Origin of the sequence: Erysipelatoclostridium sp. MSK.7.34, assembly GCF_019041935.1 — a bacterium.
In the GTDB taxonomy this organism is placed as follows: domain Bacteria; phylum Bacillota_I; class Bacilli_A; order Erysipelotrichales; family Coprobacillaceae; genus Thomasclavelia; species Thomasclavelia ramosa.
The window spans coordinates 1-25,407 of record NZ_JAHPYJ010000024.1 but is presented as its reverse complement, the minus strand read 5'-3'; the positions used below and the strand labels follow the sequence as shown (position 1 = coordinate 25,407).

At 30.3% G+C, this 25,407-nt stretch carries 29 protein-coding genes and 1 pseudogene; 27 read left to right on the top strand and 3 right to left on the bottom strand.

Annotated features, from left to right (window positions below):
- Positions 1–14: 14 nt before the first annotated feature.
- Positions 15–305 carry a hypothetical protein gene (locus tag KTF99_RS13805; protein WP_003534824.1) on the bottom strand — a complete coding sequence of 97 codons (291 nt, stop codon included), beginning with the start codon at positions 303–305 and terminating at the stop codon, positions 15–17.
- A 122-nt stretch (positions 306–427) separates the two neighbouring features.
- On the opposite strand from KTF99_RS13805, the gene KTF99_RS13800 reads away from it, so the two are divergent.
- From KTF99_RS13800 to KTF99_RS13750, 11 genes are all read left to right on the top strand, one after another.
- Positions 428–1,420, top strand: a complete 993-nt coding sequence (locus KTF99_RS13800; protein WP_008792048.1) for a glycosyltransferase family 2 protein — start codon at positions 428–430, stop codon at positions 1,418–1,420.
- 356 nt (positions 1,421–1,776) lie between these two features.
- The gene (gene epsC, locus KTF99_RS13795; protein ID WP_003534820.1) at positions 1,777–2,319 is read left to right on the top strand and encodes a serine O-acetyltransferase EpsC; all 543 of its coding nucleotides are present in this window, start codon (positions 1,777–1,779) and stop codon (positions 2,317–2,319) included.
- A complete protein-coding gene (locus KTF99_RS13790; RefSeq protein WP_009008815.1) occupies positions 2,291–2,893 on the top strand; it encodes a phosphatase PAP2 family protein in 603 nt (200 codons plus the stop codon). Before epsC ends, KTF99_RS13790 begins: the two co-directional genes overlap by 29 nt.
- A 23-nt stretch (positions 2,894–2,916) precedes the next feature.
- Complete coding sequence (locus tag KTF99_RS13785; protein ID WP_009008816.1) at positions 2,917–3,102, top strand: hypothetical protein; 186 nt, start codon at positions 2,917–2,919, stop codon at positions 3,100–3,102.
- A 12-nt stretch (positions 3,103–3,114) separates the two neighbouring features.
- A complete protein-coding gene (locus tag KTF99_RS13780) occupies positions 3,115–4,212 on the top strand; it encodes an AI-2E family transporter (protein ID WP_008792046.1) in 1,098 nt (365 codons plus the stop codon).
- 99 nt (positions 4,213–4,311) lie between these two features.
- Positions 4,312–4,920, top strand: coding sequence for a hypothetical protein (locus KTF99_RS13775; RefSeq protein ID WP_003534812.1), 609 nt, complete (start codon positions 4,312–4,314; stop codon positions 4,918–4,920).
- Entirely contained in the window at positions 4,913–5,563 is a 651-nt protein-coding gene (locus KTF99_RS13770) for a LytR/AlgR family response regulator transcription factor (RefSeq protein WP_003534809.1), read from the top strand. Before KTF99_RS13775 ends, KTF99_RS13770 begins: the two co-directional genes overlap by 8 nt.
- Before the next feature lie 58 nt (positions 5,564–5,621).
- On the top strand, positions 5,622–6,545 hold the full coding sequence (locus tag KTF99_RS13765) for a MerR family transcriptional regulator (protein WP_003534807.1): 924 nt from the start codon (positions 5,622–5,624) through the stop codon (positions 6,543–6,545).
- Positions 6,538–7,809: a hypothetical protein gene (locus KTF99_RS13760; RefSeq protein WP_217215612.1), complete on the top strand. Its 1,272-nt coding sequence runs from the start codon at positions 6,538–6,540 to the stop codon at positions 7,807–7,809. The genes KTF99_RS13765 and KTF99_RS13760 overlap by 8 nt, the downstream gene beginning before the upstream one ends.
- Positions 7,790–8,548 carry an ABC transporter ATP-binding protein gene (locus KTF99_RS13755; RefSeq protein WP_008792041.1) on the top strand — a complete coding sequence of 253 codons (759 nt, stop codon included), beginning with the start codon at positions 7,790–7,792 and terminating at the stop codon, positions 8,546–8,548. Before KTF99_RS13760 ends, KTF99_RS13755 begins: the two co-directional genes overlap by 20 nt.
- Positions 8,549–8,553: 5 nt before the next feature.
- On the top strand, positions 8,554–9,108 hold the full coding sequence (locus KTF99_RS13750; protein ID WP_226825685.1) for a hypothetical protein: 555 nt from the start codon (positions 8,554–8,556) through the stop codon (positions 9,106–9,108).
- A gap of 17 nt (positions 9,109–9,125) precedes the next feature.
- Here KTF99_RS13750 and KTF99_RS13745 read toward each other — a convergent pair whose 3' ends face one another.
- Positions 9,126–10,385, bottom strand: coding sequence for an aminotransferase class I/II-fold pyridoxal phosphate-dependent enzyme (locus tag KTF99_RS13745; protein WP_003534800.1), 1,260 nt, complete (start codon positions 10,383–10,385; stop codon positions 9,126–9,128).
- 259 nt (positions 10,386–10,644) lie between these two features.
- Here KTF99_RS13745 and KTF99_RS13740 point away from each other — a divergent pair, with 259 nt between their 5' ends.
- The 9 genes and pseudogenes from KTF99_RS13740 to KTF99_RS13700 all read left to right on the top strand — a co-directional run bounded on the left by KTF99_RS13740 (position 10,645) and on the right by KTF99_RS13700 (position 16,104).
- A complete protein-coding gene (locus KTF99_RS13740) occupies positions 10,645–11,658 on the top strand; it encodes an aldo/keto reductase (RefSeq protein WP_009299626.1) in 1,014 nt (337 codons plus the stop codon).
- 2 nt (positions 11,659–11,660) lie between these two features.
- Positions 11,661–12,815 (top strand): MFS transporter, encoded by a 1,155-nt coding sequence (locus tag KTF99_RS13735; RefSeq protein WP_003534796.1) that lies wholly within the window; start codon positions 11,661–11,663, stop codon positions 12,813–12,815.
- A 53-nt stretch (positions 12,816–12,868) separates the two neighbouring features.
- Positions 12,869–13,258 carry a MerR family transcriptional regulator gene (locus KTF99_RS13730; protein WP_008792037.1) on the top strand — a complete coding sequence of 130 codons (390 nt, stop codon included), beginning with the start codon at positions 12,869–12,871 and terminating at the stop codon, positions 13,256–13,258.
- Positions 13,259–13,487: 229 nt separating this feature from the next.
- Entirely contained in the window at positions 13,488–13,787 is a 300-nt protein-coding gene (locus KTF99_RS13725; protein WP_003534793.1) for a hypothetical protein, read from the top strand.
- Positions 13,788–13,903: 116 nt separating this feature from the next.
- Positions 13,904–14,119, top strand: a complete 216-nt coding sequence (locus tag KTF99_RS13720) for a hypothetical protein (protein WP_003534789.1) — start codon at positions 13,904–13,906, stop codon at positions 14,117–14,119.
- Positions 14,103–15,242 carry a hypothetical protein gene (locus KTF99_RS17290; protein WP_029481599.1) on the top strand — a complete coding sequence of 380 codons (1,140 nt, stop codon included), beginning with the start codon at positions 14,103–14,105 and terminating at the stop codon, positions 15,240–15,242. Before KTF99_RS13720 ends, KTF99_RS17290 begins: the two co-directional genes overlap by 17 nt.
- Positions 15,239–15,559 (top strand): LytTR family transcriptional regulator DNA-binding domain-containing protein, encoded by a 321-nt coding sequence (locus KTF99_RS17285; RefSeq protein WP_229102006.1) that lies wholly within the window; start codon positions 15,239–15,241, stop codon positions 15,557–15,559. Before KTF99_RS17290 ends, KTF99_RS17285 begins: the two co-directional genes overlap by 4 nt.
- A gap of 15 nt (positions 15,560–15,574) precedes the next feature.
- Positions 15,575–15,739: pseudogene (locus tag KTF99_RS17280) on the top strand (LytTR family DNA-binding domain-containing protein); the annotation flags it as partial.
- Positions 15,740–15,744: 5 nt separating this feature from the next.
- Positions 15,745–16,104 carry a hypothetical protein gene (locus KTF99_RS13700; protein ID WP_224209072.1) on the top strand — a complete coding sequence of 120 codons (360 nt, stop codon included), beginning with the start codon at positions 15,745–15,747 and terminating at the stop codon, positions 16,102–16,104.
- A 29-nt stretch (positions 16,105–16,133) separates the two neighbouring features.
- Here the strand turns inward: KTF99_RS13700 and KTF99_RS13695 are convergent, their stop codons facing one another.
- Positions 16,134–17,144, bottom strand: a complete 1,011-nt coding sequence (locus tag KTF99_RS13695) for a LacI family DNA-binding transcriptional regulator (protein ID WP_029481597.1) — start codon at positions 17,142–17,144, stop codon at positions 16,134–16,136.
- A gap of 280 nt (positions 17,145–17,424) precedes the next feature.
- Between KTF99_RS13695 and KTF99_RS13690 the strand changes: the two genes are divergently transcribed.
- The 7 genes from KTF99_RS13690 to KTF99_RS13660 all read left to right on the top strand — a co-directional run bounded on the left by KTF99_RS13690 (position 17,425) and on the right by KTF99_RS13660 (position 25,220).
- Positions 17,425–18,696, top strand: a complete 1,272-nt coding sequence (locus tag KTF99_RS13690) for a PTS sugar transporter subunit IIC (RefSeq protein ID WP_008792032.1) — start codon at positions 17,425–17,427, stop codon at positions 18,694–18,696.
- Positions 18,697–19,000: 304 nt separating this feature from the next.
- Positions 19,001–19,813, top strand: coding sequence for a transketolase (locus tag KTF99_RS13685; protein ID WP_008792031.1), 813 nt, complete (start codon positions 19,001–19,003; stop codon positions 19,811–19,813).
- Positions 19,814–20,758 (top strand): transketolase family protein, encoded by a 945-nt coding sequence (locus KTF99_RS13680; protein WP_008792030.1) that lies wholly within the window; start codon positions 19,814–19,816, stop codon positions 20,756–20,758.
- Positions 20,758–22,236, top strand: a complete 1,479-nt coding sequence (locus KTF99_RS13675; RefSeq protein ID WP_008792029.1) for an FGGY-family carbohydrate kinase — start codon at positions 20,758–20,760, stop codon at positions 22,234–22,236. Before KTF99_RS13680 ends, KTF99_RS13675 begins: the two co-directional genes overlap by 1 nt.
- Entirely contained in the window at positions 22,223–23,638 is a 1,416-nt protein-coding gene (locus tag KTF99_RS13670; RefSeq protein WP_009010033.1) for an L-fucose/L-arabinose isomerase family protein, read from the top strand. The genes KTF99_RS13675 and KTF99_RS13670 overlap by 14 nt, the downstream gene beginning before the upstream one ends.
- Positions 23,638–24,921 carry an apiosidase-like domain-containing protein gene (locus KTF99_RS13665; RefSeq protein ID WP_029481594.1) on the top strand — a complete coding sequence of 428 codons (1,284 nt, stop codon included), beginning with the start codon at positions 23,638–23,640 and terminating at the stop codon, positions 24,919–24,921. Before KTF99_RS13670 ends, KTF99_RS13665 begins: the two co-directional genes overlap by 1 nt.
- Positions 24,921–25,220 (top strand): PTS sugar transporter subunit IIB, encoded by a 300-nt coding sequence (locus tag KTF99_RS13660; protein ID WP_008792026.1) that lies wholly within the window; start codon positions 24,921–24,923, stop codon positions 25,218–25,220. The genes KTF99_RS13665 and KTF99_RS13660 overlap by 1 nt, the downstream gene beginning before the upstream one ends.
- The last annotated feature ends 187 nt before the right edge of the window (positions 25,221–25,407 follow it).

The following is a 25,407-nucleotide window of genomic DNA, read 5'->3' as shown; positions in this document are numbered from 1 at the left end:
TTGAATTCATGTTTTTATTTTGCTGCTTTTTTTGATTTTTTATTACAGATGTACGCAACTGCAATAGTAATTACAGCAACGATAGGTAGGATCCATAAGAAATTACTATTAATGTATTTATAATCTCCTGACCATACCGAAGTCCATTCACCGATTTTTTTAATTAGAATAGCAATAGCATAAGAAGTTGTAACAACTTGTACGGCACCAACTAATAATTTAGTCCATTTAGGAAAGACTTCAGTGAATAAAATTAAAGAAATAATACATACTGCACTAATAAAACAATTTATTACGAAATACATAGCAATTCTCCTTTAACGTATACTTAAATAAAATACCATAAAATCGTCCCAAATGCAATATCAACTATATATTATGCCATAAATATGCTAAGATATAACTAAGAATATAAATGGAGGCTATTATGAAGTTATTAACTATCTGTATTCCTTGTTACAACGCAATCGAGTATATGCACAAAGCATTGGGTTCCTGTTTATTATTAAAAGATGAACTAGAAGTTATTATTATTGATAAAAATTCAACTGATGAAACTTATGAAGTAGCAATGGAATATCAAAATGAATACCCTGATACTTTTAAAGTTATTAAAAATACTGAAAATATCGATGATATTAAATGTGCTTATCAGTATACCACCGGATTATATTTTAAACTCTTGAATAGTTATGACTGGTTTGATCAGGCATCTTTAGTACGGGTCATTGAAACATTAAAAGATATTATTCGAGTACAAGCAAATCTGGATGTTTTAGTAACCGATTATTTTTGTTGTTATGGAAAAAGACCACGCAAAGTAAGCTATCGTTCGCTTTTGCCAAGTGATAAAATTTTTGGCTGGCATGAAATAAAACATTTTAAAAAACAGCAATATTTATTAACACCGGCATTAATTATAAAAACTAAGATTATTAAAGAAGTGATTGATAATTTTCCTCTAAATGCAACTTTTTATATGGAGATGTTTGCCTACGCTCCTCTTCCATATATTAGATCATTTTGCTATATCGACATGCCTTTATACTGTTTTGGCCGTAATCCATTTGAAAATGTTATTAATAACGATATTTTTATTCCTGCATTATTAGATACAGCACGTGAATATATTGATTATTATGATATTTATACACTGCGCTCTCGTAAGCAACGTCATTATATGATCAAGTATCTATCAATGATTACTTTGATAACTTGTGCTCTTTTATCTCATGATGGTTCACCTGAGAGTATTCAAGATAAAGATGATTTGTGGAGTTATTTAAAATATACCAAGCCTAAATTATACAAGGAACTTCGAAAAACTACATATGGACGCTTATTCTCGATTGAAGGTCGTTTATCTAAAAATATTATTGATAAAGCTTATAATGTTATTTTAAAACTATATGGAATTTAAAAACTGCTTAATAGCAGTTTTTTATTTGAATAGTGTATAATTGTATACAAATTTATGATTTTCACTTTATAGTTTATGAATATACTAAAAAATAATAAAAAAATTAGATTTTTTCAATATTTATATTGACATTTTTCTTATAGAAGCTATAATCTATTTATAAATCAATTAATGATTTATGTAGGGGAAGAAAGATACACACTATAATAGTATCTAATAACGTTTAAACAGAACTCATGGGGGATGAGTTCTGTTTAATTTTTGCCTAGAAAAAAAATAAAAAATTTCATAAATATAATATATATTAGTTGCATTATTGATGATTTATCGATATATTAACTAGAAGGAGTGAGAGTATGGAAAATAGGAGTTTAATAAAAAAAGTACTAGAGACGGATCCGGCTGCGAGATATGCCTTAAATGTGATTATTAATTATCCTGGGGTACATGCAATGTTTTGTTATCGGATCAATAGTTTTTTGTGGAAGAAATTACATTTAAAATTTTTAGCACGGATGTTTAGCCAAATTGCAAGATTTTTTACGGGAATCGAAATTCATCCTGGGGCAACTATTGGAAAGCGTTTATTTATTGATCATGGTATGGGGGTAGTTATTGGTGAAACAACGATCATAGGTGATGATTGTGTTTTATATCAAGGTGTTACTTTAGGTGGAGTTGGAACTGGTGAACACAAAGTAAAGCGCCATCCAACGTTATTGAATAATGTCATGGTTTCAGCAGGAGCAAAGGTTATTGGTGATGTTACGATTGGTAATAATAGTATTATTGGAGCTCAAACAGTTGTGTTAAAGGATGTCCCTGATAATTGTACAGTTGTTGGGGTACCAGCATTTATAGTTAAAGAAAATGGCGTTAAAGTTAAAAAAGAATTATAAACAGTGGTTTTTTTTAATCCCATTAGCTTTGTTTATCCTTGATTATTTTCTAATTATGACTGGAATAATTAAACCAATCGATAATTTTGTTTATCAATTGCTGCAAATACTGATTAATGAAAGAGTAACACCAATTGTAATTATGGTAACTCATCTAGGAAGTTTTATCGGGATTATTGGAGCAATCTGTGTTGCATTTATAATCAGTAAAAGAATTGCTCTAGTTTGCTTAGCAGCGTCATTTATCCAGCAGCTGCTTAATCGAATTATAAAGTTTATTGTTAAGCGGCCTCGACCAAGTGTTGTGCATTTAGTCAACGAAACTAATTATAGTTTTCCTAGTGGACATGCAATGGCAATAACTTGTCTATATGGATTATTTATTTATTATTTGTATCATAGTAAGTTGAAATATCGCAAGTTGTTGATCAGCGGATGTATAATAATTATATTATTTGTGACATTAAGTCGTATATATTTGGGAGTCCATTATTTTAGTGATGTATTTGGCGGTGTAATGCTTTCTTTAAGTTTGATCATGTATATGAGTAATATTCCCTCTTTTAATGCATAAACTGCATTGAGGAGGGTTTTATTTTGGAAAAATTAAGTGAATACGGTCTAACTTTAGTTGTTATTAATGATGATTTCCATTTATATGATCTAGTTAGTAAAGAGGTTTATGAAGTAATGACGTTGTCGTATATAGAGCAACTTTTGGATAAGTGGAATAAAAAGGGGAAATGCCTGCATAATTATGGTATAATTAGGATAACTATCTAAGGAGAATTATAAATGCAAAAAGATAAATTAAAACAATATAGTGGACTGTTAATAATCGGAATTTTGTTAATAGTTGTTTATAAAGTATTTGAACCATCATGGTTTTCGGTATTATTAAATGCGTGCTTCCCGATTATTATAGGTGGGGTACTAGCCTATTTTTTAGAGCCGTTAGTACAGATGGTGACTAAACTGTTTGAAAACTGTCAAAGCTCATTTTTGAAAAAGCATAGACGTGTATTAAGTGTTTTATTAGTGAGCTTGGCAGTAATTTTAATGATTATTTTGTTGTTGACCTGGTTAATTCCTATGGTTATGGATTATGCAGTAGAATTTGCTAAAAATATTGATACATATGTTAAGAGTTTTGAAGCATCGATAAATAGTTCTTTTGAAGATCCTAATTTAGCTGGAACGATTATCCAGGTGGAGCAGACTTTTGTTGATTCTATCAAAAGTCTTAGCGCAAATGATTTTATGGAAGTAATTGCTTTTGCAGGTAAAACGGGGAGTACGTTATTAACTATTTTGATGGGCTTGATCTTTTGTCCATATATTTTGATTGAAGCAGAAAAACTTGCACGTATTTTTGATCGTTTTATGCTTTGTTTTATTAGTCAAGAAAATTTGAATTTAATTCATGGTTATGCGATTAAATCACATCGTATTTTTGGTAATTTTATTTATGGGAAATTCATTGATTCAGTCATTATTGGATTGATTGCACTAGTCGGATTTGGACTGATGGGCTTACCGTTTTTCCCATTATTAGCTTTTGTTGTTTTTATTACCAACATGATTCCTTATTTTGGACCATTCATAGGTGGGGTGCCCGTAGTTTTTATCGTATTATTAACAAATGGGATAATGCCAGCAATCTGGACTGCTCTTTTCATTTTTGCGTTACAGCAGTTTGATGGCTTGATTTTAGGACCGCGCATTTTAGGCGATAGTGTAGGAATATCACCATTTTGGATTATTTGCTCAATTACCATATTTGGGAGTCTCTTTGGATTCTTGGGAATGTTTTTAGGAGTTCCGTTAATTTGTGTAATTCGGATGTTCTTTAATGATTTCCTAGAATATCGAAAAAATCGTATTAAAGATTAATGAGCAGAATCATTAATCTTTTTTTGTGCCAGTAAATCTCAATACGTGCCATAAGTATATCATTTTAATAATAATTAGATAAAATAAAATTAGGAGGAGATGGACGTGAAAAAATATGTAATCGGAAAACCGCGAAGGATTTTAGCTATTGTCAATATGTTGATATGGGTACCATTTGCGACAATGTTGATTGTATTTGAAGTTCAATACCATGCTTCAATCGTCAATGGAATTTTTTTAGGCCTTGTTATTTTAATTATTAATTTTTTTATTGCTGGTCCAATAATTTATAGCTCTGGAATGTGGTGGAGTATCGATGAAGAGGTATTTAAATATAGTTCGTTTAGGAAATTTACAGCTAGAATCAAAGCTTTTTATCTTCCTAAACAGCAAAATAGCTATTTCCTCGCTTTAAAAGTTCAACAGATGGATAGGATTGATTTAGGTTGGCATGATGTTCCAATATTTCCTTTTGGTTTAATTGGGCATCCTATAACTTTTACAATTACAATGAAAGATGGTACTACTGTAGAACTAGAAGCACTTTATACAAGAGAATCACAAAAGTTTGTAATGGCTTGTAAACATATTGAGTCTCTTGGAATAACGCTTAATGATCCATATAATTTATTAGAAGTTATTGCTAATCCTAAACGTATGGTATCTCAATATATCGATGAAATTGAAAGCGGGGTTCATCATGATTAGGATCGCAATGGCAATAAAAAATCAAGATATCAAAAATATCTTAAAAATAGAACTGCTTAAGTTATGTGATGATCTACAAATCATGGATTACCAAGAAGCAGTTAATTATGATGTTTATATGATGGAAATTAAAAATATTGCTGAAATTGAAAATTTAAAGAGGATTCGTTTAGAGGATTATCAGCAAATCATCGTATTGATTGGTTTAGAAGATTTAGAGCTAATAAAAAAAGGTTATGAGTTAGAAGCCTTTAATTATATTCGAACCAATAAATTTATAGAAGATATTGATAATCTCATGAGTCAGCTTGGTGATGTCATGGTAAAAAGATTTAAAACTTATCAAATTCAAAATAGCGGAACTATTTCTAAAGTAAGAATAAGTTCAATTAATTATGTTGAATCCTTTAGACATTACATTCATATTCATGCTAATAGTGGTGAATATATTGAAAGAAAAAATATAAGCGAGTTTGTCTGCCAAATGAAAAATGAAAATTTTATTCAAATCCATAAATCTTATGCTGTTAATCTTCATGCTGTTATTAAAATCGCTGCAAATTGCGTAGAACTGGTAGATGGTTCTATATTACCAATTGGAAATAGTTTTAAAAAGCAATTAATTGAGTTGTTTGATAAATAATCCTTGACTGTATTCTTAGTATATAGTGTTAAATGTTAGGTAGAAGGGAGGTTTTATTATGACAACACACGAGGTTGAAGTAATTTTTGGCATAACTAAACAAACACTAATTTATTATGAAAAAGAAGGCTTAGTTGTTTGTCAAAGAGATGCAAATAATTATCGGAATTATTCATCTAAAGATCTTGATACATTAAAAATGGTCTTACTATTACGTTCAATGGAAATATCCATTGATGAGATAAAACTAATAATGAATAGTGAACTTTCAATTAGATATGTACTTGAAAGAAAACAGGAGTATATTGAACAATTACAAATTGAGTTAAAAGATATTGATGAAAAAATTAAAGCATATATACAACGGCATAAAGTAGAGGTTATTTTTGATAATTCTATAAATCATGAATACGAGGGTCTGTTGATTAATCAAAATGAATTTTGTTTTAATGAAGTGAAAATTAATTGTAATGACATTATGCAGATTGATTTATCGATGTGTAGTTCAAAGGGGTGTGATGGTAAGGCATATTTCTTTTTGAATTATTATGTTGATCTTGATATTCATACTACTAGTGATACGTATTCTTTTCAAATAATGAATAATAGTCAGATAAATAATCTATTTAATTATATAGTTTCATTATCTGTTCCGATCAATGATCCATTAGGTCTTATTAGAATTTATCGAGATAGAAATGATCCAGTAATGTTAAATAAATATTTAAATAAACATTTTAGCAGTTGGTCCCAAGAATATAATTTAGATAATCCTCGTGAGAATTATATTTCAATTATGAAAGAGAGTTATATTTATCCATTAAAAGAATTAAAGGATAATGAGCATAGTATTGATAAACTTGTAAATGAACAATTTAAAGCTTTAAAAACACCATATACTGAGATATTCAAAAGAGCTAGCAAAAGTATTAATAAGTGTTTTACAAAGTTAATAAAAAGAGGAGATTGTAAAGATGATTAAAATGGCATTGCACTTATTAAAGTTAGAAAAAAAGAGTGCTGTTGATTTATGTATTTGTATAGCTTCAACAGTAACTGTTTGTTTATTATTTATGGAAATTTTAAAATTACCAGAGATTAGTGGTAATTTAGATTTTTTAAATATTCAATTTTTATATAATGCGTTATTAACGTTTTTTATGATCTTTATGTGTGTCGTTTTAATGGTATATTCAAGCAATTATTTTATTAGACTTAAATCTAGAGAAATGGGGTTAACTGTCTTATCAGGGCTAAGCTTTTTTAAACGAACTATATACAGTTTGGTTCAAGTATTATGTATTGTCCTTTTTTCTTCAATGATTGGAATTATAGTTTTTTTGGGAATAAGTCCAATTGTTAAAATGGTGATATATGAAATTTTAAGTGTTGATGCAAATATTTTTGTCCTTAGTTTTGATGCTTTGATGCAGGGATTAGCAGTAATTTTAGCGATGATATTGGTAATTATGTTATTTAATAGTGGTTTTATTATGCGTACTGGAATAACAGAATTACTTGAAAATCATAATATAATTAGTTATAAAAAAGATACTCGTGCAATAAAACCGCCGGATGGGATTTATCCTCTTATTTATATATTTGGCTTAATATGTATGTATACTGGAAATAATCAAGTTGGTGGATATATCTTATTTTCATTTTTTGGGGCAGTCGGTGCCTATGGAGTGTTTCGGCATTATTTACCACATCACTATAATAGAAATGCTTTAAAGTACTGCAAAACGGCAAAAGACCTATTAATTAAAGAAGATGTAAGTTTGATTATGCAACAGTCAAAATCTTTTATTTTAATCTTAATGGTAGCAATGATCGGAATCGTGCCATTCATTTGTGGGACTACTGATAATAGTTTGTTCAATTTTGAGATGCATCTTGCATTTGTTATTACCAATATATTATTGAGTTTGACGCTTATAAATCGTTTTAAAATTGATCATATACAAAGAAGAGAACACTTTCATGCCATCTATCAACTTGGCTTTGCAAGAGCAGAAATTGATTTTGTTTATATGCAGGAAATAAAATATTATTTTCGTCATCTTTGGATATTGTCAATAATTTATATTTTTAATATTTTTATTGTCTTTTATTTTAATCAGGGAATGGGAATAATGACAACTTTTATTATTATGGCTGAATATCTAATTCCTTATATGTTAGCAGAAATGATTATTCTATATGAAAGAAAGGAGGAAATTAAAAATGACAAATATTATGCTTGAAGTTAAAAATTTAAAGAAAATATATGATGAACTAGGTCCTTCACCAAAAATTGCTTTAGATGATCTTAGTTTTGAAATTAAAAATAATGAATTTGTTTGTATTATGGGGCCTTCTGGTTCTGGAAAAACGACCTTAGTAAATATTTTATCAACAATTGATAAAGCAACTTCAGGAATTGTTAATATTTCAGGTGCAAGTATTGTTGGGATGAGTGGGGCAGCAAAGGCAAAATTTAGAAAGAAAAAGTTAGGTTTTATTTTTCAAAATTATAATTTACTTTATTCTTTAACGATTCGTGAAAATATTCTTTTTCCGTTAATTATAAATAGTATCGGTGAAAAAGAATGGCAGGAAAATTTAGAGCAGGTTACACAGATTTTAGGTATTAAGGACATACTCGATAAACATGTATATGAGTGCTCTGGTGGGCAACAGCAGCGAGCGGCAATTGCAAGAGCCCTAATTAGTAAACCTGAAATAATTATTGCTGATGAACCAACTGGTAATCTTGATAGTAATAATTCTAGAGAATTGATGGAATTATTTTCGAAAATCAACCATGATTCTCAAACAACAATTATTATGGTGACTCACGATGCATTTGTTGCATCGTATTCAACTAAAATGTTATATATGAAAGATGGTAAGATCGATAAAATTTTAAATCGACATGGTCTAACACGAGATGAATATTTTAATGAGATTGTTAAAGTTAATGCAATATTATCTAATAATTGAAAGGAATGATTGAAATGATGAGGATCAAGCTTTATTTAGGAAGTCAGGAACTAGAGAAGTATTTAAATAAAAAAGTACAGCATAATTATATTTTGGAAACTATTATTCCTTTTGGTCTTTTTCAACCTTTAAGATTAGATGTATTAAAATTTAAAAAGAAAAAGGATTTGCAACGTATCTATATTGTTGATTCCAATGACTTAGTATTAATCAAACGTAAATATCAAAATTTGGGATGGCAGTATTTTGAAAATAATTACGCTAATGATGAATTTAATAATGATGCAATCTTCTATTATGATAGTATTGATGAAAAAGAATTGATGAAGATGAATATTAAAGAGTCATGTCATCAAAATGATGTATCAGCGAGTCTAGTAAAAGGTTTATTTTTCGGTACAGTATTTTTAATTTTTTCAGTTATTTGTCCAAATCTAATGATTCATGTAAATAATAATGGTTTAGATTTTATTTTAGGGAATTTATATATTATTACTGCTCTCACATTAATAGTGATGGCTGTAATTGGAAAATTAAGAAATAAAAAGCGAAAGGAATAAGTTTCCTTTCGCTAAGTTTATTTTAATAGTTTTTCTAAACAAGCTAATTGCACACAGATACATAGTAGTTCAGCGGCTTTTGATAATTCATCAACTGAAGGATATGATGGAGCAATTCTAATGTTAGTATCTTGTGGGTCGATTCCATATGGGTAAGTTGCTCCGATAGTTGTTAAAACGACACCAGCATCTTTACATAATTCCCCAATTCGTTTAGCACATCCAGGCATTACATCGAGACTGATAAAATATCCGCCATTTGGTTCAATCCATGAAGCAATTCCTTTACCGCCTAATTCATTATTTAAGTGTTCGATTACACAATCAAATTTAGGTTTTAATAAAACTGCTTGTTTTTTCATATGAGCTTTTAAACCAGCAACATCTTTAAAAAAGTTCAAATGCCTTAATTGATTCATTTTATCTTGCGAGATAGATTGAATCGTTAATCTTTTTTTTATGTCCACAATATTATTTTCACTGGCAACAATACATGATACACCCGCTCCAGCAAAACTGATTTTTGATGTTGAAGCGACCATGATGACCATATCTTCATGCTGATATTTAGGCAATTCGTTAAATATATTTAAAAGGGTATCGCCATGCTCATTCAAATCATGAACACAGTAAGCATTATCATATATAATTCTAAAATCTTTTGCTGCTGGTGTTAAACTGGCAATTGCTTTAATAATATCATCACTATATGTGATTCCTTGAGGATTAGAATATTTAGGAACACAGAACATTCCCTTAACACTTTCATCTTGAAGATGTTTTTTTATTGTCTCAATATCAGGACCATCACTATTCATCGGAATATTGATCATCTCAATTCCGAAATGTTCACAAAAAGCAAAGTGACGGTCATATCCAGGAACTGGACATAAAAATTTTACTTTATCTAACTTTGACCATGGAGTATTTCCCATGACACCGAATAACATAGCTTGACTAAGATAGTCATACATCAATGTTAGACTAGACGTTCCACCTACAATAACATTTTTCTCATTTACATCTAATAATTCACCAAAGAATCTTCGCATTGCTGGTAAACCTTCAAGGCCACCATAATTACGGCAATCAATACCATCAATCATATAATCTTCTTGTTTTAATAAACCGAGTGATAAATCTAATTGTTCACTAGCTGGTTTACCGCGTGACATATCTAATTTTAAATCTCTTGCTTTGAAATCAAGATATCTCTTTTCTAATTCTTTTTTTAATTCACATAACTCATTATTGTTCATTTGTGAAAATGCTTTCATTGGCTTTTCCCCCTGTAATCAGCTTGTATATTTAAGACCGTATGTATTGTACCATTATATGTTAATTTTTCAAGATTATTTGCTTAAATTTATCAACATTTATATCTATTTAGTAAAACGAGTAAAATAATGTATTTTACGAAAAACAATCTATTAATTTTATGAATAAGGGAGTTGTTCTTTTTTAGTTAAAACTATTGACTTATAGTTGACTCTAAGTATTAGGATGTATTTATCAAAGATATTGGAGGAAGAGAAAATGGAAACAAGAAAACTCGGTAGTAATTTTGAAATATCAGCAATTGGTCTAGGATGTATGGGAATGACCCATGGTTTTGGTGATGCGAGTGATCAAAAAGAAATGATTGAAGTAATTCGCGGTGCTTATCAAGCAGGAATTACAATGTTTGATACTGCAGAGTGTTATCAAGGTGTTAGTGAAACAGGAGAAATTTTATATAATGAAGATTTAGTTGGACAGGCATTGAGTATCTATCCCCGTGATAGTTATCAGATCGCAACTAAGTGTGGAATCAAGGTGATTGATGGAAAGCAGGTTTTAGATGCACGTCCTGAAGTAATTCGCACTTCTTTATCAGAATCACTGAAACGTTTAAAAACAGATTATGTGGATTTATATTATTTACATCGTGTTGATCCTAAAACACCGATTGAGCTTGTTGCTCAAACAATGAAAGAATTGATGGCGGAAGGAAAAATAAAGCATTGGGGATTATCAGAAGCAGGCGTTGAAACAATAAGAAAAGCTCATGCTATTTGCCCACTTACAGTAGTTGAGAGTGAGTATTCGATGATTTTTAGAGAACCTGAAAAAAATGGATTACTTGATACATTAAAGGAATTGAAAATAGGATTTATTCCATTTGCACCATTAGGTAAAGGATTTTTAACAGCAACGATCGACCCTAATCAAACTTTTTCTAAAAATGATACTAGAAGTAAACAACCACGATTTAAAAAAGAGAATATGGCAATAAATCAAGTACTAGTTGAATTGATCAAGAAGTTAGCAAAAGAAAAACAGGTAACTCCAGCTCAAATCGCTTTAGCTTGGGTAATGGCTCAAGGTGATTGGATCGTACCTATTCCAGGAAGTCGAAAGCTAAGTCGGATTGAAGAAAATATTAAAGCCAGCAAAGTTATTTTAGATGAGGTTGATTTGAAAAATATAAAAAGAGCATTAGATAATATGGATTTAAAGGCAGAACGTTGGGATCCAAATTCTGATAATGCTAAACGAGTAGGAAAATAGTCGTGAAAGAAAAACTTTGGACAAAAAAGTATCTATTATCAGTAATAATTCTTTTCGCAATATGCCTTTGTTCCAATATTGTATTGTCGGTTCTAACGATTTTTGCTAAAAATTTAACTGGATTAGATACATACGCAGGATTGATGACATCAATTTTTACTTTGGCAGCTTTGTGTGTTCGTTTTATTGCGGGTATTTTGTTAGATAAATTTGGGTGTAAAAAAGTAATATTAGGTGGTATAACGTTGATGATGGCTGCAGCATTTTTCTTTATTGACTGTAAGCAAATTGAATTGGCGATTATTTATCGAATAATGCAAGGGATTGGGTTTGGAATAGCTTCAACTGGGGCTAGTACATATGTTGCCAAAATGTGTCATCCTAATCGATTATTAGAAGGGGTTAGTTATGCTTCTATTGCCAACAGTTTAACAGGGGTAGTAGGACCATCGATTGCTTATAGTATTTTAGGAGCTAATTATGATCGCTTTAAATTGCTTTTTATTGTTTCATTATTAATTTGTATTTTAACTTTTGGGTTAATGCTGCTGGGTAAAGATGTATCAATTGTTAGCATAGAAAATCAAAATAAAGAGAAAGAAACTATTAATTGGCTTATTTTAATTGTTCCGATTTTAGTATTATTCTTTAATTCCTTGACGCAAAGTGCAATTACCTCATTTGTTTCTCTATATGCAATTAGTCTTGGATTTGCTGGAGCAGGAATGTTTTTTTCAGTAAATGCAATTGGAATGATTAGTTCGCGTTTTATTATGAATAGACTAGTTATTCATTTTGGTGAGTTCAAAATGTTGTTATTAAATTCTTTATTATTTTTTATTAGTGTATATTTAATTGGTCAAGTAACTAGGATGTACCAACTCCTGTTTTTAGCGCTTCCTGCTGGATTTGCAACTGGAGCTGTTGCCCCGATTGTTAATACATTTTTAATTAAGCGAATGCCGGAAAGTAAAAACGGTATTGCTAATGCGACATATTATGCTGCAATGGATATTGGGTATGCAATTGGTTCAGTTGTTTGGGGAATTATTGCTGCCTTTAGTGGTTATCGGATGATTTTTTATCTTGGGGCATTAATGCAAATAGTTGGTGTCATTCTTTGTTTAGCTCAAATGAAGATTTATCGGTTAAAATAAAAATTGAAGGTCTACAAATTATGACTTATAATTATATAAAGAGGGTGATGAAAATGACAATTGCAGAAGTTAGTAAAAAATTTGGGATTAGTTCGACAACATTACGATATTATGAAAAAATTGGATTAATGAATCCTGTAGCAAAAAATATTAGTGGTCATCGAGATTATCAGGAACCGGATTTGCGTCGAATCAATTTTATTAAATGTATGCGGGCTGCTGGAATGACAATTGAGCAAATAAAGTTGTATGTAGATTTATTTAATGAAGGAGAGCATACGATTTCTCAAAGAAAAGATATTATGATCGAACAATTAGGAAATTTAGAAGCACAAGTTGAAGAATTACAGTCGATCATCAGCTATTTAAAGCATAAAATAGATAATTATGAAAGTACTCTAGTAAAAAGAGAAATGGAGCAGCGGAATAAACTAAAAGGGTAGTTTGTTTTTAAAGCTGGATTGGTAGAAAAAATACTTATCATATGATAGAATATAAATAGTAAATGAATTACTTCCCAGATCTCGTAGAATGTTATTATTCTACGGGATTTTCTTTTTATAAAATGTTATAATTTAGATGATTAAGTAAAAAAATTATTCAAAGTCAAATTTGTTACTAATAATAAGGTAAAGTTTTTTTAGTTAAATTGATATAGTCGGAGGTAGAAGAATGAATATTTATTATATTATTGGGGCGGTTGCAATCATTTTAATCTTATTATTTGTATATTGGTATAGTCACCGTAGTAATAAAGAACCACATGAGTATATTTTAGTTGTATCATTTGACGATGGCTATTATTATGATCTATGTGAAGATGAGAGATTTAAAAAATTAGCTCAATTTGAAAAGAATAATAACGAATTTATTGCCAAGACAAAATTAAATGAAGTTTATTTAAAAAAGGAAATTGGTAAAATTTTAGAGATGGATCTAGCTAAGCTGCATGTAATTATAAAACGTTGGTAATCACAGTATTTACTGTGATTTTTTTGTAATTCAGGCTAATTTAATGCAATTTAGACCAAAAGGCATGAAACAATCTAAATTATTAGATATACTTGAAGTAGAGAGAGGTAATAATTATGGGAATTGGTTTAATCGCATTAGCATTTATTTTTATGTATGGTCTTAAATTAACGATCAATGATGTAAATTTAATTCCTGCCTATATTTCGGCTCTTTTGATGATTTTAGGACTTTTATGTATCCGTAAACGGTTAAGAGAAAAGTATCTTGATTATGCATTAATTTTAACAATAGCTTTATGTATAGTAATTTTTATTGAACCAAGGTATTGATTTTAATGAATTTGTTTTTGTTAAAGGATTGATTAGTTTTGCAATGTTATATTTTGTATTAAAAGGAATTGAGAGAATAAGTAGCGATTATATTGAAATTGAAAAATATCAAAAACATATTAAAAACTTTATAATTATCAATTTTATTTTATCATTTCCGATATTAAATATTTTATTCGTTTCGTTACTATGGTTTTCTATGATTGGAATCTATGGATATATATTTTATAAGGCTTGCTGCATTACGTATCACTTAAATAAGATAAATCAGTATTTAAGTGAGCGATATACGAAAATTTTAATCAAGCGAGTTCACCCACGAAAGAAAACATATCGGCTAATTGCAATCATAGCTTTGATCATGAGTATAGGTGGAATAACTTTTTTATCTGATCCGATAATGTATCGTTTAGAGGATCGAAGTGTTTTTACAAATTATGCGATTTATGCTTATCGAAATGATGATGTGATCATTGAATATTGTTCTATTTGGAATGAGAGTAATAATAAAACAGGAACACTTAAAACGACCAATACTAAAATTGTTGCATACCCAGGTATTTATATTCGTGATGAACTCATTGAAATTTCTAAACAAGTGAGTATTAAAGTTAATGATAATTCAGTATTGCCGGATGATACTATCGATATTACTAGTGAAAATGATGGACAGCACACTGGATATCAAAAGTTAATCTTTGACTATGTTTATTTTGATAACGATCTTGAGTACGATTATGGTCCATATATTTCAATTGTTTTATATGATAAAGATGGTTATAAACCACTAGACATGAATGTTAATCTTACTAAAGTAAAAAGTAATAATTATGGATATCGAAATAATGAAATTGAAATAAAAAATTTAGAAATAGATGAAAATAATGTATTAAAGAAACCAGACATTCATTTAAAAAATACTAATTTTAAAATACTGAAAGCATATTTGATTCAGGGAAATCATGAATATCAGCTGTATTATAATGAAAAAATTAAGAACAATTATATTTCTGGTTTACCATGTGTTATACCAATTAAAAACGATAATGAGCTAAAAATAATTCTATATGATGAAAATAATAAAAGCAAAACATTGTTATATCAATTGGAGCTAAAAAATTGAAATTAATATGTAATGAGAAACATCGTCAAAAATTAGAAACATTTTTTGCTCGTTATCAAGAATTAGATATTATTTTAGTGGAACAAGGAATAGAATATGCAGGGTTACATTATACTTTTACACTCAATAATTTAAAAAGTGTTGAAAGTGATTTAAATGAGATGCTCGAACGGTATTTAATTGGTTATCTTGCTGAGAAGATACATAGGATTAATTATCAAGATATTGTCTATATTGAAGGATTTTCCAAAGAGGCCTATTTAAACACACAGACATGTCAGTACCTATGTCATTATAAACTATATGAATTAGAGTAATTATTAGATAAATATAGCTTTATTCGGATAAATAGGTCGATAATTGTAAATATTAATTATATTGAGTATATGCTGCCTGAACTGAATTCTCGTTATACCTTGTATATGCAAAATGGAATCATGCTAGTCCTAACAAGAAGTTATTTGAAGAAATTTAAAGAAAGGTTAGAAATAAGGTGATTGAAGTGCTAGAAAGAATAGGCATAAATCTATCGTTGAGCTTTATTTATATCTTATTATTTAGGCATCTAATTACTCCTACAGTGATTGTAAACACTGATTTTCAAGTGATTATATTATATTTTTTGTTGGCCCTTTTAATCAGTATTTTTTTAGAGGCATGGCATTATCTAATCATTGATTTAATTGAATATCCTAAAGTAACATTAACAGTGATAGCTATTGGAATGATCGTTTGTTTATTTATAAAAACTAATTTATACATGTTATTTTGTTTAGGGTATGTAGTTATTATGATGTTGACTGATTTTTATCGTACTTATAAGATACAGCAGGCGCTGATTTTATTTAAAAACAAACATTAAAAAAATCGTTATTTTATACAGTAACGATTTTATCTTTTTTTAACACTATCACGTTGAATGGTTTTTGTCGCAATTAATATTTTTTGAATATCATAATCAGGTGTATTAATTTTTTGTACTAATCTTGATACTGCAGTTTTGCCTAAATATTGTTTATTGACATGAACAGTAGTAAGCGCAGGAGTAATTAATTCACAAATTGGCAAATCATCAAAACCGCATATTGAAATAGATAAATCTAATTCATTGAAGGCTTTGATTGCTCCTAAAGCGATATTGTCATTAACAGCATAGAAAGCTGTAGGTAATTTTTCTTTAGGAAATTCTGCTAAAAAGGAATTTAAAAAAGCTTTCATATCCAAATATGCTCCTTCGGGCGTTGGTTCAACTAATGCTTCATTTTCAGGTGATAAAAGTAAATTATTATCATTTAAAGCATGGACATAGCCATTTTTCCTTTCCCTAAAATTATTGATTTGATGAGATGAATTAATAATACCAATACTTGTATGGCCATTTTTAATTAAATGATCAACGATTTCGTAGGTACCATCAACATTGTTAATGGCGACGTAATCAAAGTTAGTATCTCTAAATGCAGTATCTAAAACAACCAAAGGAATACAAATATTTCTAAAATAATTCAAATCCTGAACTTCCATTTCTGTCCCTAATAAAAGAATCCCACTAGTTTGATCAGTTTTTAATATATCTTCTAAACGTCTATTTTTTAAGATTTCTGCATCTACATGATTGATGACTAATTCAAATCCTTGTCCACTACATTCAGTTTCAATTCCCCTGATTAATTCTGAAAAAAATGGAGTATCTCCAACAACGTGAGCTTGTTTATTAACGATCAGTAGACGAATTAACTTATCTTGATCGCTATTTTTTCTAAAATATCCCATCTCACGAGCTATTTGTAAAATATATTCTCTTTTTTCATTACTAATCCCTTTACGGTTATTTAGTGCATTTGAGACAGTTCCATCAGATACTCCTGCTTTTTTTGCAATATCACTTATTTTTATTTTCATTTTGTATACCTCTCTTAAGGCTATTATAAACAATCACTAAATAAATTACAAATATATTTAGTGATTGTTAAATATTTTAACTAAAATAGTTATAAACCGATATAAAAAAGATTTATTTAGCTAAAATTTAGCTAAATATTTTATATTTAGTGAATATTTAGTTGTTTTATATAAAAAATTTAGTTTTTATATTGATGATAATAAAAACGTTTAGTATAGTAATAATGTAGAAAGTTGCAACACTACAAATTCATTTAATTTATATTAAGAGGGACGGAATATGGAAAATAACAAGTTTATTAACAAAGCATTAGAAGTGTCTGGTCGTATAGCGGCAAATATTTATCTTGATTCAATTTCCAAGGGGTTGATGGGGACTTTACCAATTTTAATGATCGGTTCACTGGCATTATTATTTGGAGTTTTTCCCTTTGACCCATGGCTTAATTTCATTCAATCAACTGGGATAGAAAAATATTTCTTAGCAGCATCCACAGTTACTACAAGCTGTTTATCTATCTATGCTTCATTTTTAATTGGGCATCGTTTAGCTGGTCATTTTAAATGTGATCAAATTCCTGCGGGATTAATTTCAATATTTGCATTTTTTATTACAACGCCTTTAACTGAAGAAAGTGCTTTATCGATGCAGTTTATGGGGGCACAGGGGTTATTTGGAGCAATGATTGCAGCATTGATTGCCACACGTTTATATTGTTTCTTTATGACTAAAGAAAAATTAAAGATTCATATGCCAGAGGGAGTACCGCCAATGATTGCAAATACGTTCTCGGCATTGATTCCAGGTATTTTAGTTGGATTTATTTTCATTTTTGTTTCATTTGGTTTTTCGTTTACTTCATGGGGATCATTTTCACAAATGGTCTATTCAGTAATTGTTACACCTTTAAATGCATTGGGTGGAAGCGTCTGGTCATTAGTTGTATTACTTTTAGTTCAAATGTTTTTATGGTTTTTTGGAATCCATGGTTCAAATGTTATTTCAGGGGTAATCACTGCGGTATATTTACCAATGGCAACAGCAAATATGGAAGCATATGCAGCTGGAAAGGAACTTCCTAATATTTTAGGGAATACATTCTATGATGCATTCAGTGGAATTGGTGGTGCTGGAGGGACATTGTCATTATGTATCATCTTATTGCTTTTTGCTAAATCTAAACAAAATAAAGAAATGGGCAAATTAGGAATCGTTCCAGGTTTATTCACTATTAATGAGCCGGTTGTTTTTGGTTATCCATTGATTATGAACCCAATTCTGGCAATTCCATTTATTTTAACACCAATCGTACAAACATTAGTTGCCTATTTTGCAATGGCAATTGGGCTTGTTCCACCATTAACTGGAGTTCAAGTACCATGGTGTATGCCGATTATTATTAAACCATTATTAGCAGGGGGATGGCAGGCAGCAGTTCTTCAAGTTGTTTGTATCGCAATTGGATGTTTAGTTTGGTATCCATTCTTCAAAGTATCAGATAACCAACGCTACAAAGAAGAAATTAGTGCTAAAGGACACGAAGAAGCCTAATTAACAAAGTTTTACTATTCACAAATAGTCTTGATTATAATAAAACACAGGTGTTGAAATAATATATAAATTAAATGTATTGTAAGTACTCCTTTCTTTATTAAATGGATAATCAAGAAAATAATAGATTATAAAACCAAATAAAAATATTTAATGCTATTTAATAAAGTTTGGCAGAGATGATTATTAAAAATCAACGTAAGAAAGATCATGTCTTTAGTGAAATGATAAAGGCATGATCAATTGTTTAAAAAGATAGTAAAATAAATATTTTAAAATTTGATTACTTGAAAGGAGCTAACAGATGGAGATAGAGTTATTAGAGAGACAGTCTAGTGAATTGCGAAAGGATATTGTTGAGGTATGCTATCACTCAAAAGCCGGACATGTTGGTGGTTCATTATCAGCAATTGATATTTTAAATGTTCTCTATTTTAACGAATTAAGAATTGATCCAAATAATCCTAAGATGGAAAATCGTGATCGGTTCATTTTAAGTAAGGGACATATTGCAGAAGCTTTATATGTTACATTGGCTAAGCGAGGTTTTTTCGCATACAGTGAGTTAGATAATTTTTCAGGATATAATACTAAATATATTGGTCATCCTAACAATAAAGTGGCTGGTGTTGAAATGAATACTGGTGCTTTAGGACATGGATTAGCAATTGGCGTTGGACTTGCGATTGCAGCGAAGAAGATGGGGCAGGATTATCGAACTTATGTTTTAATGGGGGATGGTGAGCTGGCAGAAGGTTCTATATGGGAATCAGCGATGGCTGCTGGACATTATAAGTTGGATAATCTATGTGCTATTGTTGACCGTAATCATTTGCAGATCAGCGGTTGTACTGAAACTGTTATGACTTTAGAAGATCTTAAAGGAAAATGGCAGATGTTTGGTTTTGAAGTAATTGAAATCGATGGCAATAATTATGAAGAAATAATCAATGCATTTACTCAAGCAAAAGCAATAAAAAATAAACCATCTTTAATTCTTGCTAATACAGTAAAGGGAAAAGGGGTTTCTTTTATGGAAAATCAGGCATCATGGCATCATGGTGTTTTAGATGCAGTACAGTATAAGCAAGCATTGATGGAATTGGGGGATTTATAAATGGGAAATAAAATTGCTAATCGTGCAGTAATTTGTGAAAAATTACAAGAGTTCGCTAAAACGGATCAAAAGATTTGTATCGTTACAAGTGATTCTCGTGGTTCTGCTTCATTAACTCCATTTACGAAAGAATTTCCGGATCGAGTCATTGAAGTAGGAATTGCTGAACAGGATTTAGTTGGAATTGCAGCAGGTTTAGCTGCTGCAGGAATGAAACCGTATGTTGCATCACCGGCTTGTTTTTTAACAATGCGTTCGATTGAACAAATTAAAGTAGATGTTGCTTATTCTAAAACTGATGTCAAACTGATTGGAATCAGTGCAGGAGTCAGCTATGGAGCTTTAGGAATGTCACATCATTCTTTACAAGATATAGCAGTATTAAATGCTATTCCTAATATGACAATCATCGTTCCGGCTGATCCTTATGAAACAAAAAAAATGATGAATAAATTGGCTGATTTCCATGGACCAGTTTATATTCGAGTTGGGCGTAATCCGGTTTCTGAAGTTTATCATGATGATAATTTTGATTATGAAATTGGCAAAGCTAAAATAATGCACGATGGTGATGATCTTTCTATTGTGGCATATGGAGAGATGGTCAGGGTAGCTTTAGATGCAGCTATTCAATTAGAGCTTCAAGGAATTCAGGCTCGTGTAATCAACATGCATACTATTAAACCGTTTGACCAAGAAGTAATTGTCAAAGCAGCAAAAGATACAAAAAGAATTATTACAATTGAAGAGCATAGCATTAATGGTGGACTTGGAAGCATTGTCAGTCAGATAGTAGCTAATCAAGCTCCATGTATAGTGAAGACATTAGCAATTCCAGATGAAACTTTAATTTCTGGAAACTCGCAGCAGCTGTTTGAATACTATGGTTTAACAAAAGAAAATGTAGTTTCAATTGCTAAACAGTTATTAAAGGATGAAAAGTAATGAAGTATATATTAACGATTGATCAAAGTACTTTTTCAACCAAAGTATTTATTATTGATGAAGAGAGTAATATGCTGGCTTCTTCAAGTTATCAACATCAACAATATTATCCTCAAAACGGCTGGGTCGAACATGATGGAGAAGAAATTTATACTAATTTACTTAAGGCTGTCAGTACGCTAAAAAAAGAATTTCCTGAATTAGTCGCAAAAGTTGCTGGAATAGCAATTACTAATCAACGTGAAACAACTATTCTTTGGGATAAAAGGACAGGAAAGCCTGTTCATCATGCAATTGTTTGGCAGTGTCGTCGTACAGCCTCAATGTGTGAAAAATTAAAAATCCATCAAGACTTAGTAGAAAAGTTAACCGGTTTAAAAATCAATCCGTATTTCTCAGCTCCGAAGATAAAATGGTTGATTGAAAATTGTAAACTTGATGAAATTGATAATTATGCTTTTGGAACAATGGAGTCATGGTTGATTTATAATCTAACTAATGGTAAAAAACATGTTAGTGATGTTACTAATGCATCACGAACATTATTAATGAATATTGAAACTTTGAAATGGGATGAAATGCTATGTAGTATTTTTGATATTCCATCAATTATTTTACCAGCCATTTTAAATAATGACGAGATATTTGGTTATAGTGATGTTAATGGTATCTTAGATCATGAAGTGCCAATCTGTGGAGTGATTGGTGATTCACAGGCAGCGCTATATGCCCAGCATTGTTTTGAAACTGGTTCAATGAAAGTAACTTTAGGAACAGGATCAAGTGTAATGATTAATGCGGGTAGTTGTAAACCACAACTAACTAAAGGAATAGTCAATGCAGTAGGCTGGTGTGTTGAAAATAGGATAATCTATGCTCAAGAGGCAATTATTAATTGTAGTTGTGATACTCTTAATTGGTTAAAAAATCAAATTGGATTATTTAAAAAAGAAGCACAGTTAAATAGCATCTGGGATGAAATAGAGAATAATGACGGGGTTTATCTAGTTCCTGCATTTGTTGGCTTAAGTGTTCCTTGGTGGAATGATCAAGCGCGTGCAAGTATTTGTGGGCTGGCTCGTAATCATGATTATAAATACATTTTAAGAGCAGGCTTAGAATCGATTGCTTATCAAATCTATGATGCAGCAACTGCTTTAGGATATACATCTAATCAAATAATGAATATTGATGGTGGAGCAGTTTCAAATATAGGGTTATTACAATTTATTGCAGATATTTTAAATGTTGAAGTTAAGGTGTCATATAATTATGCACTTTCAGCTATGGGGGCTTATGAGATTTCACGATTAAAATTATTTGGACAAACGGAATATTATGAAGATAAGAAAAAATATTTTCCAACTATGGACGAAAAGGTGAGAAATGCAAATATTTATGGCTGGCATCAAGCAGTAAAAGGAGTTTTAGCAGTAGCCAAACTAGATAATGAGGTGGAAATAAATGATAAATATTAAATTAGGAGTTATTCCGACGAGAAGAGATATTTTTAGCAAAGAAGAGGCATTAAAATATAAAGAATTGATTTTACAAAAATTAGCAACAATGAATATTACTTTTGTTGATATCGAGGATGCTAACGACGAAGGATTATTATTTGATGATAATGATGTTGATAAAGTCGTTGATAAAATGATTAAAGAAAAGGTGGATGCTTTGTTCTTTCCTCACTGTAATTTTGGAACTGAGTATTTAGTTGCACAAGTAGCAAAAAAAATGAATCTTCCTATTTTGATTTGGGGACCGCGTGATGAAAGTCCTTTAGGTGATGGAAGTCGTTTGCGTGATAGTCAGTGTGGATTATTTGCAACTGGAAAGGTATTAAGACGCTTTCGGTGTAAATTCACATATCTGCCAATGTGTCGTCTTGAAGATCAAGAATTTTATGAGGGGATAAGACGATTTTTAGCAACGGTAAATATTATTAAAGAATTAAAAGATTTAACAATATTACAAATTGCAACGCGACCATCTGGTTTTTGGACAATGATGGTTAATGAAGGTGAATTACTAGAGAAATTTAACATTAAGATCCATCCGGTTACTTTAGCTGAAGTTAAAGATGAGATGGATGCAGTTGAGCAAAATAAAAAAGATGAAGTAATTCAAGTAATTGATTATCTAAAAAAAGAAACTATAATTGAAATTAGTGATGAAGCTTTAGTAAAAGTAGCAGCTTTAAAGGTAGCAATCAAAAGTATTGCAAAAAGATATAATTGTAAGGCTGCGGCTGTTCAATGCTGGAACGCTATGCAGGGAGTATTAGGAATTTTTCCGTGTGCTGCTAATGCTTTATTAACAGATGAAAAATTTCCTGTTGCTTGTGAAACTGATATTCATGGTGCTATCACTTCAATTATTGCACAGGCTGCGTCAATTGAAGATAATGTTACTTTCTTTGCGGATTGGACTGTTCCTCATCCAACAAACAACAATGCTGAGTTATTACAACACTGTGGTCCATGGCCGATTTCCTTGATGGAAGAAAAGCCAAGATTAGGGGCACCATTTGCGTTTAATCATTCTCACCCAGGGAGTCTTCATGGGAAAATTAAAGAAGGGGAGATGACAATTTTAAGATTTGATGGTGATAATGGTGAATATTCATTATTAATGGGAAAAGCAAAAACAATTCCTGGACCATTTAATCAAGGTACTTATATTTGGATTGAAGTAGATGATCTAAAAAAACTTGAGGATAAACTAGTATGTGGCCCTTATGTACATCACTGTACAGGAATATATGAAGATATTTTGCCACAAGTATTTGAAGCTTGTAAATATATAGAAGGTTTGACACCAGATCCATATGATTGTGATAATGAAGTATTAAAAGCATTAGTAAGGGGGGAAAAGTAATGGGATTGAAAGTAGCAATAAATAAAAAAAGTTTTGAAAAGAATGGTAAACCATTTTTCTATTTAGCAGATACTTGTTGGAGTGCATTTACAAATATTAATGAAAATGATTGGAAATATTATTTACAGTATCGTAAGCGACAAGGATATAATGTTCTACAAATTAATATTTTGCCGCAGTGGGATGCTAGTGCTACTGATTTAAATCATTCACCGTATCAAAAAGATGAAAAAGGTGATTATCAATTTGATAAATTGAATGATTCATATTTTAATCATGCTCGTAGTATGTGTGAAGTTGCAAAAGAATATGGTTTTGAATTAGCACTAGTTGTTTTATGGTGTAATTATGTACCAGCGACATGGGCAAATAATATGTTGAGCCATAATACGATGCCTTACGAAGAGATCGATGGATACATAAAAAAAGTAAATGAGACATTTACTGATTTGGATCCATTATATGTAATCAGCGGGGATACTGATTTAAATGAGGAAATTAGCTGCTCTTATTATTTGAAAGCAAGTCAATTACTACATGAATTAGCACCGAATTGTTTACAAAGTCTACACGTACGTGGACGTTTGATGGAAATTCCTGAGAAACTAATTAAACAAATGGACTTTTATATGTTTCAATCCGGGCATAATGCAAAGCTGGAAAATAGAGCGATGCCTTATTGTTTACCAGAATATTTTATTGAACATTATCCAGTTAAGCCATTATTGAATTCAGAACCGTGTTATGAACAAATGGGGTATTCCTCAAATATGTATGGTCGGTTTCATCAATTTGAAATCAGACGAGCTGCTTGGCAAAGTATTTTAACCGGTGCTTTTGCGGGAATCACATATGGGGCAGCTGGCATTTACAGTTGGCATACTTATGGTAAAGAATTTGCAAACGAAGTAGGAGAAGGATTTGATTCCCCGAATCCATGGCATCTTGCTATTCATTATCCAGGTGCTTGGGATTATAGTGATATTAAAGTTATTTTTGATAATTATGAAATTACTGAATTATCATCAGCTCAAAATTTATTAATGAATGGAATTGATGATATTCGTGCGGCTTTAACTAATAACAAGCTATTATTGATTTATGTTCCGGAAAATACAAAAATTAAATTAAAACTTGAAACTACAGCAATTGACAAGATTACAATTATTGATTTGGAAACACGTCATCGAGAAGTGGGGACGGTTAGTTCTTGTCAAGGTGGATGCATGGTTGGAATGCATATTTTTGAACATGATGCTTTGTATGTGGTGGATTTAAAATAATGAAACGTATTCTATTGTTATGTGCTGCAGGAATAACAACATCATTATTGACAAAAAAATTAGATGATTTAATTAGAGAAGTCAATGAAGAGTATCAAGTTATTGCCTGTCCTGTTGCGGAAGTAGCGACTCAAGGTATTCAAGCAGAAATTTTATTATTAAGCCCACAAGTAAGATTTAACTATGCAAAGATACAACAGATGTTTCCCGATAAATTAGTATTAAAAATAGGTGCAGAGGATTACAAGAATCTAAACGCTGAAAAAATTATAAAAGATTTAAAAAACAATTTAAAATAACAATCTAGAAAGTTTGGAAAATTAAATAATTACTGCAAATAGTCGACTTTATCCTCCCTGATAAATTTTCTATAAATTATTGTAATTTGATAGTTTTTCCAAACTTTTTAATTTAGATAAAAGGAGAATTATATGAGATTTTTTTTAGATACGGCTAATGTCGAAGAAATAAAAAAAGCAAATGATA

Bases quoted from the DNA above. Each gene is read 5' to 3' on its own strand.
- KTF99_RS13805 (WP_003534824.1), bottom strand. From the start codon at position 305: ATGTATTTCGTAATAAATTGTTTTATTAGTGCAGTATGTATTATTTCT.
- KTF99_RS13800 (WP_008792048.1), top strand. From the start codon at position 428: ATGAAGTTATTAACTATCTGTATTCCTTGTTACAACGCAATCGAGTAT.
- epsC (WP_003534820.1), top strand. From the start codon at position 1,777: ATGGAAAATAGGAGTTTAATAAAAAAAGTACTAGAGACGGATCCGGCT.
- KTF99_RS13790 (WP_009008815.1), top strand. From the start codon at position 2,291: ATGGCGTTAAAGTTAAAAAAGAATTATAAACAGTGGTTTTTTTTAATC.
- KTF99_RS13780 (WP_008792046.1), top strand. From the start codon at position 3,115: ATGCAAAAAGATAAATTAAAACAATATAGTGGACTGTTAATAATCGGA.
- KTF99_RS13775 (WP_003534812.1), top strand. From the start codon at position 4,312: ATGGACGTGAAAAAATATGTAATCGGAAAACCGCGAAGGATTTTAGCT.
- KTF99_RS13770 (WP_003534809.1), top strand. From the start codon at position 4,913: ATGATTAGGATCGCAATGGCAATAAAAAATCAAGATATCAAAAATATC.
- KTF99_RS13765 (WP_003534807.1), top strand. From the start codon at position 5,622: ATGACAACACACGAGGTTGAAGTAATTTTTGGCATAACTAAACAAACA.
- KTF99_RS13760 (WP_217215612.1), top strand. From the start codon at position 6,538: ATGATTAAAATGGCATTGCACTTATTAAAGTTAGAAAAAAAGAGTGCT.
- KTF99_RS13755 (WP_008792041.1), top strand. From the start codon at position 7,790: ATGACAAATATTATGCTTGAAGTTAAAAATTTAAAGAAAATATATGAT.
- KTF99_RS13750 (WP_226825685.1), top strand. From the start codon at position 8,554: ATGATTGAAATGATGAGGATCAAGCTTTATTTAGGAAGTCAGGAACTA.
- KTF99_RS13745 (WP_003534800.1), bottom strand. From the start codon at position 10,385: ATGAAAGCATTTTCACAAATGAACAATAATGAGTTATGTGAATTAAAA.
- KTF99_RS13740 (WP_009299626.1), top strand. From the start codon at position 10,645: ATGGAAACAAGAAAACTCGGTAGTAATTTTGAAATATCAGCAATTGGT.
- KTF99_RS13730 (WP_008792037.1), top strand. From the start codon at position 12,869: ATGACAATTGCAGAAGTTAGTAAAAAATTTGGGATTAGTTCGACAACA.
- KTF99_RS13725 (WP_003534793.1), top strand. From the start codon at position 13,488: ATGAATATTTATTATATTATTGGGGCGGTTGCAATCATTTTAATCTTA.
- KTF99_RS13720 (WP_003534789.1), top strand. From the start codon at position 13,904: ATGGGAATTGGTTTAATCGCATTAGCATTTATTTTTATGTATGGTCTT.
- KTF99_RS13695 (WP_029481597.1), bottom strand. From the start codon at position 17,144: ATGAAAATAAAAATAAGTGATATTGCAAAAAAAGCAGGAGTATCTGAT.
- KTF99_RS13690 (WP_008792032.1), top strand. From the start codon at position 17,425: ATGGAAAATAACAAGTTTATTAACAAAGCATTAGAAGTGTCTGGTCGT.
- KTF99_RS13685 (WP_008792031.1), top strand. From the start codon at position 19,001: ATGGAGATAGAGTTATTAGAGAGACAGTCTAGTGAATTGCGAAAGGAT.
- KTF99_RS13680 (WP_008792030.1), top strand. From the start codon at position 19,814: ATGGGAAATAAAATTGCTAATCGTGCAGTAATTTGTGAAAAATTACAA.
- KTF99_RS13675 (WP_008792029.1), top strand. From the start codon at position 20,758: ATGAAGTATATATTAACGATTGATCAAAGTACTTTTTCAACCAAAGTA.
- KTF99_RS13670 (WP_009010033.1), top strand. From the start codon at position 22,223: ATGATAAATATTAAATTAGGAGTTATTCCGACGAGAAGAGATATTTTT.
- KTF99_RS13665 (WP_029481594.1), top strand. From the start codon at position 23,638: ATGGGATTGAAAGTAGCAATAAATAAAAAAAGTTTTGAAAAGAATGGT.
- KTF99_RS13660 (WP_008792026.1), top strand. From the start codon at position 24,921: ATGAAACGTATTCTATTGTTATGTGCTGCAGGAATAACAACATCATTA.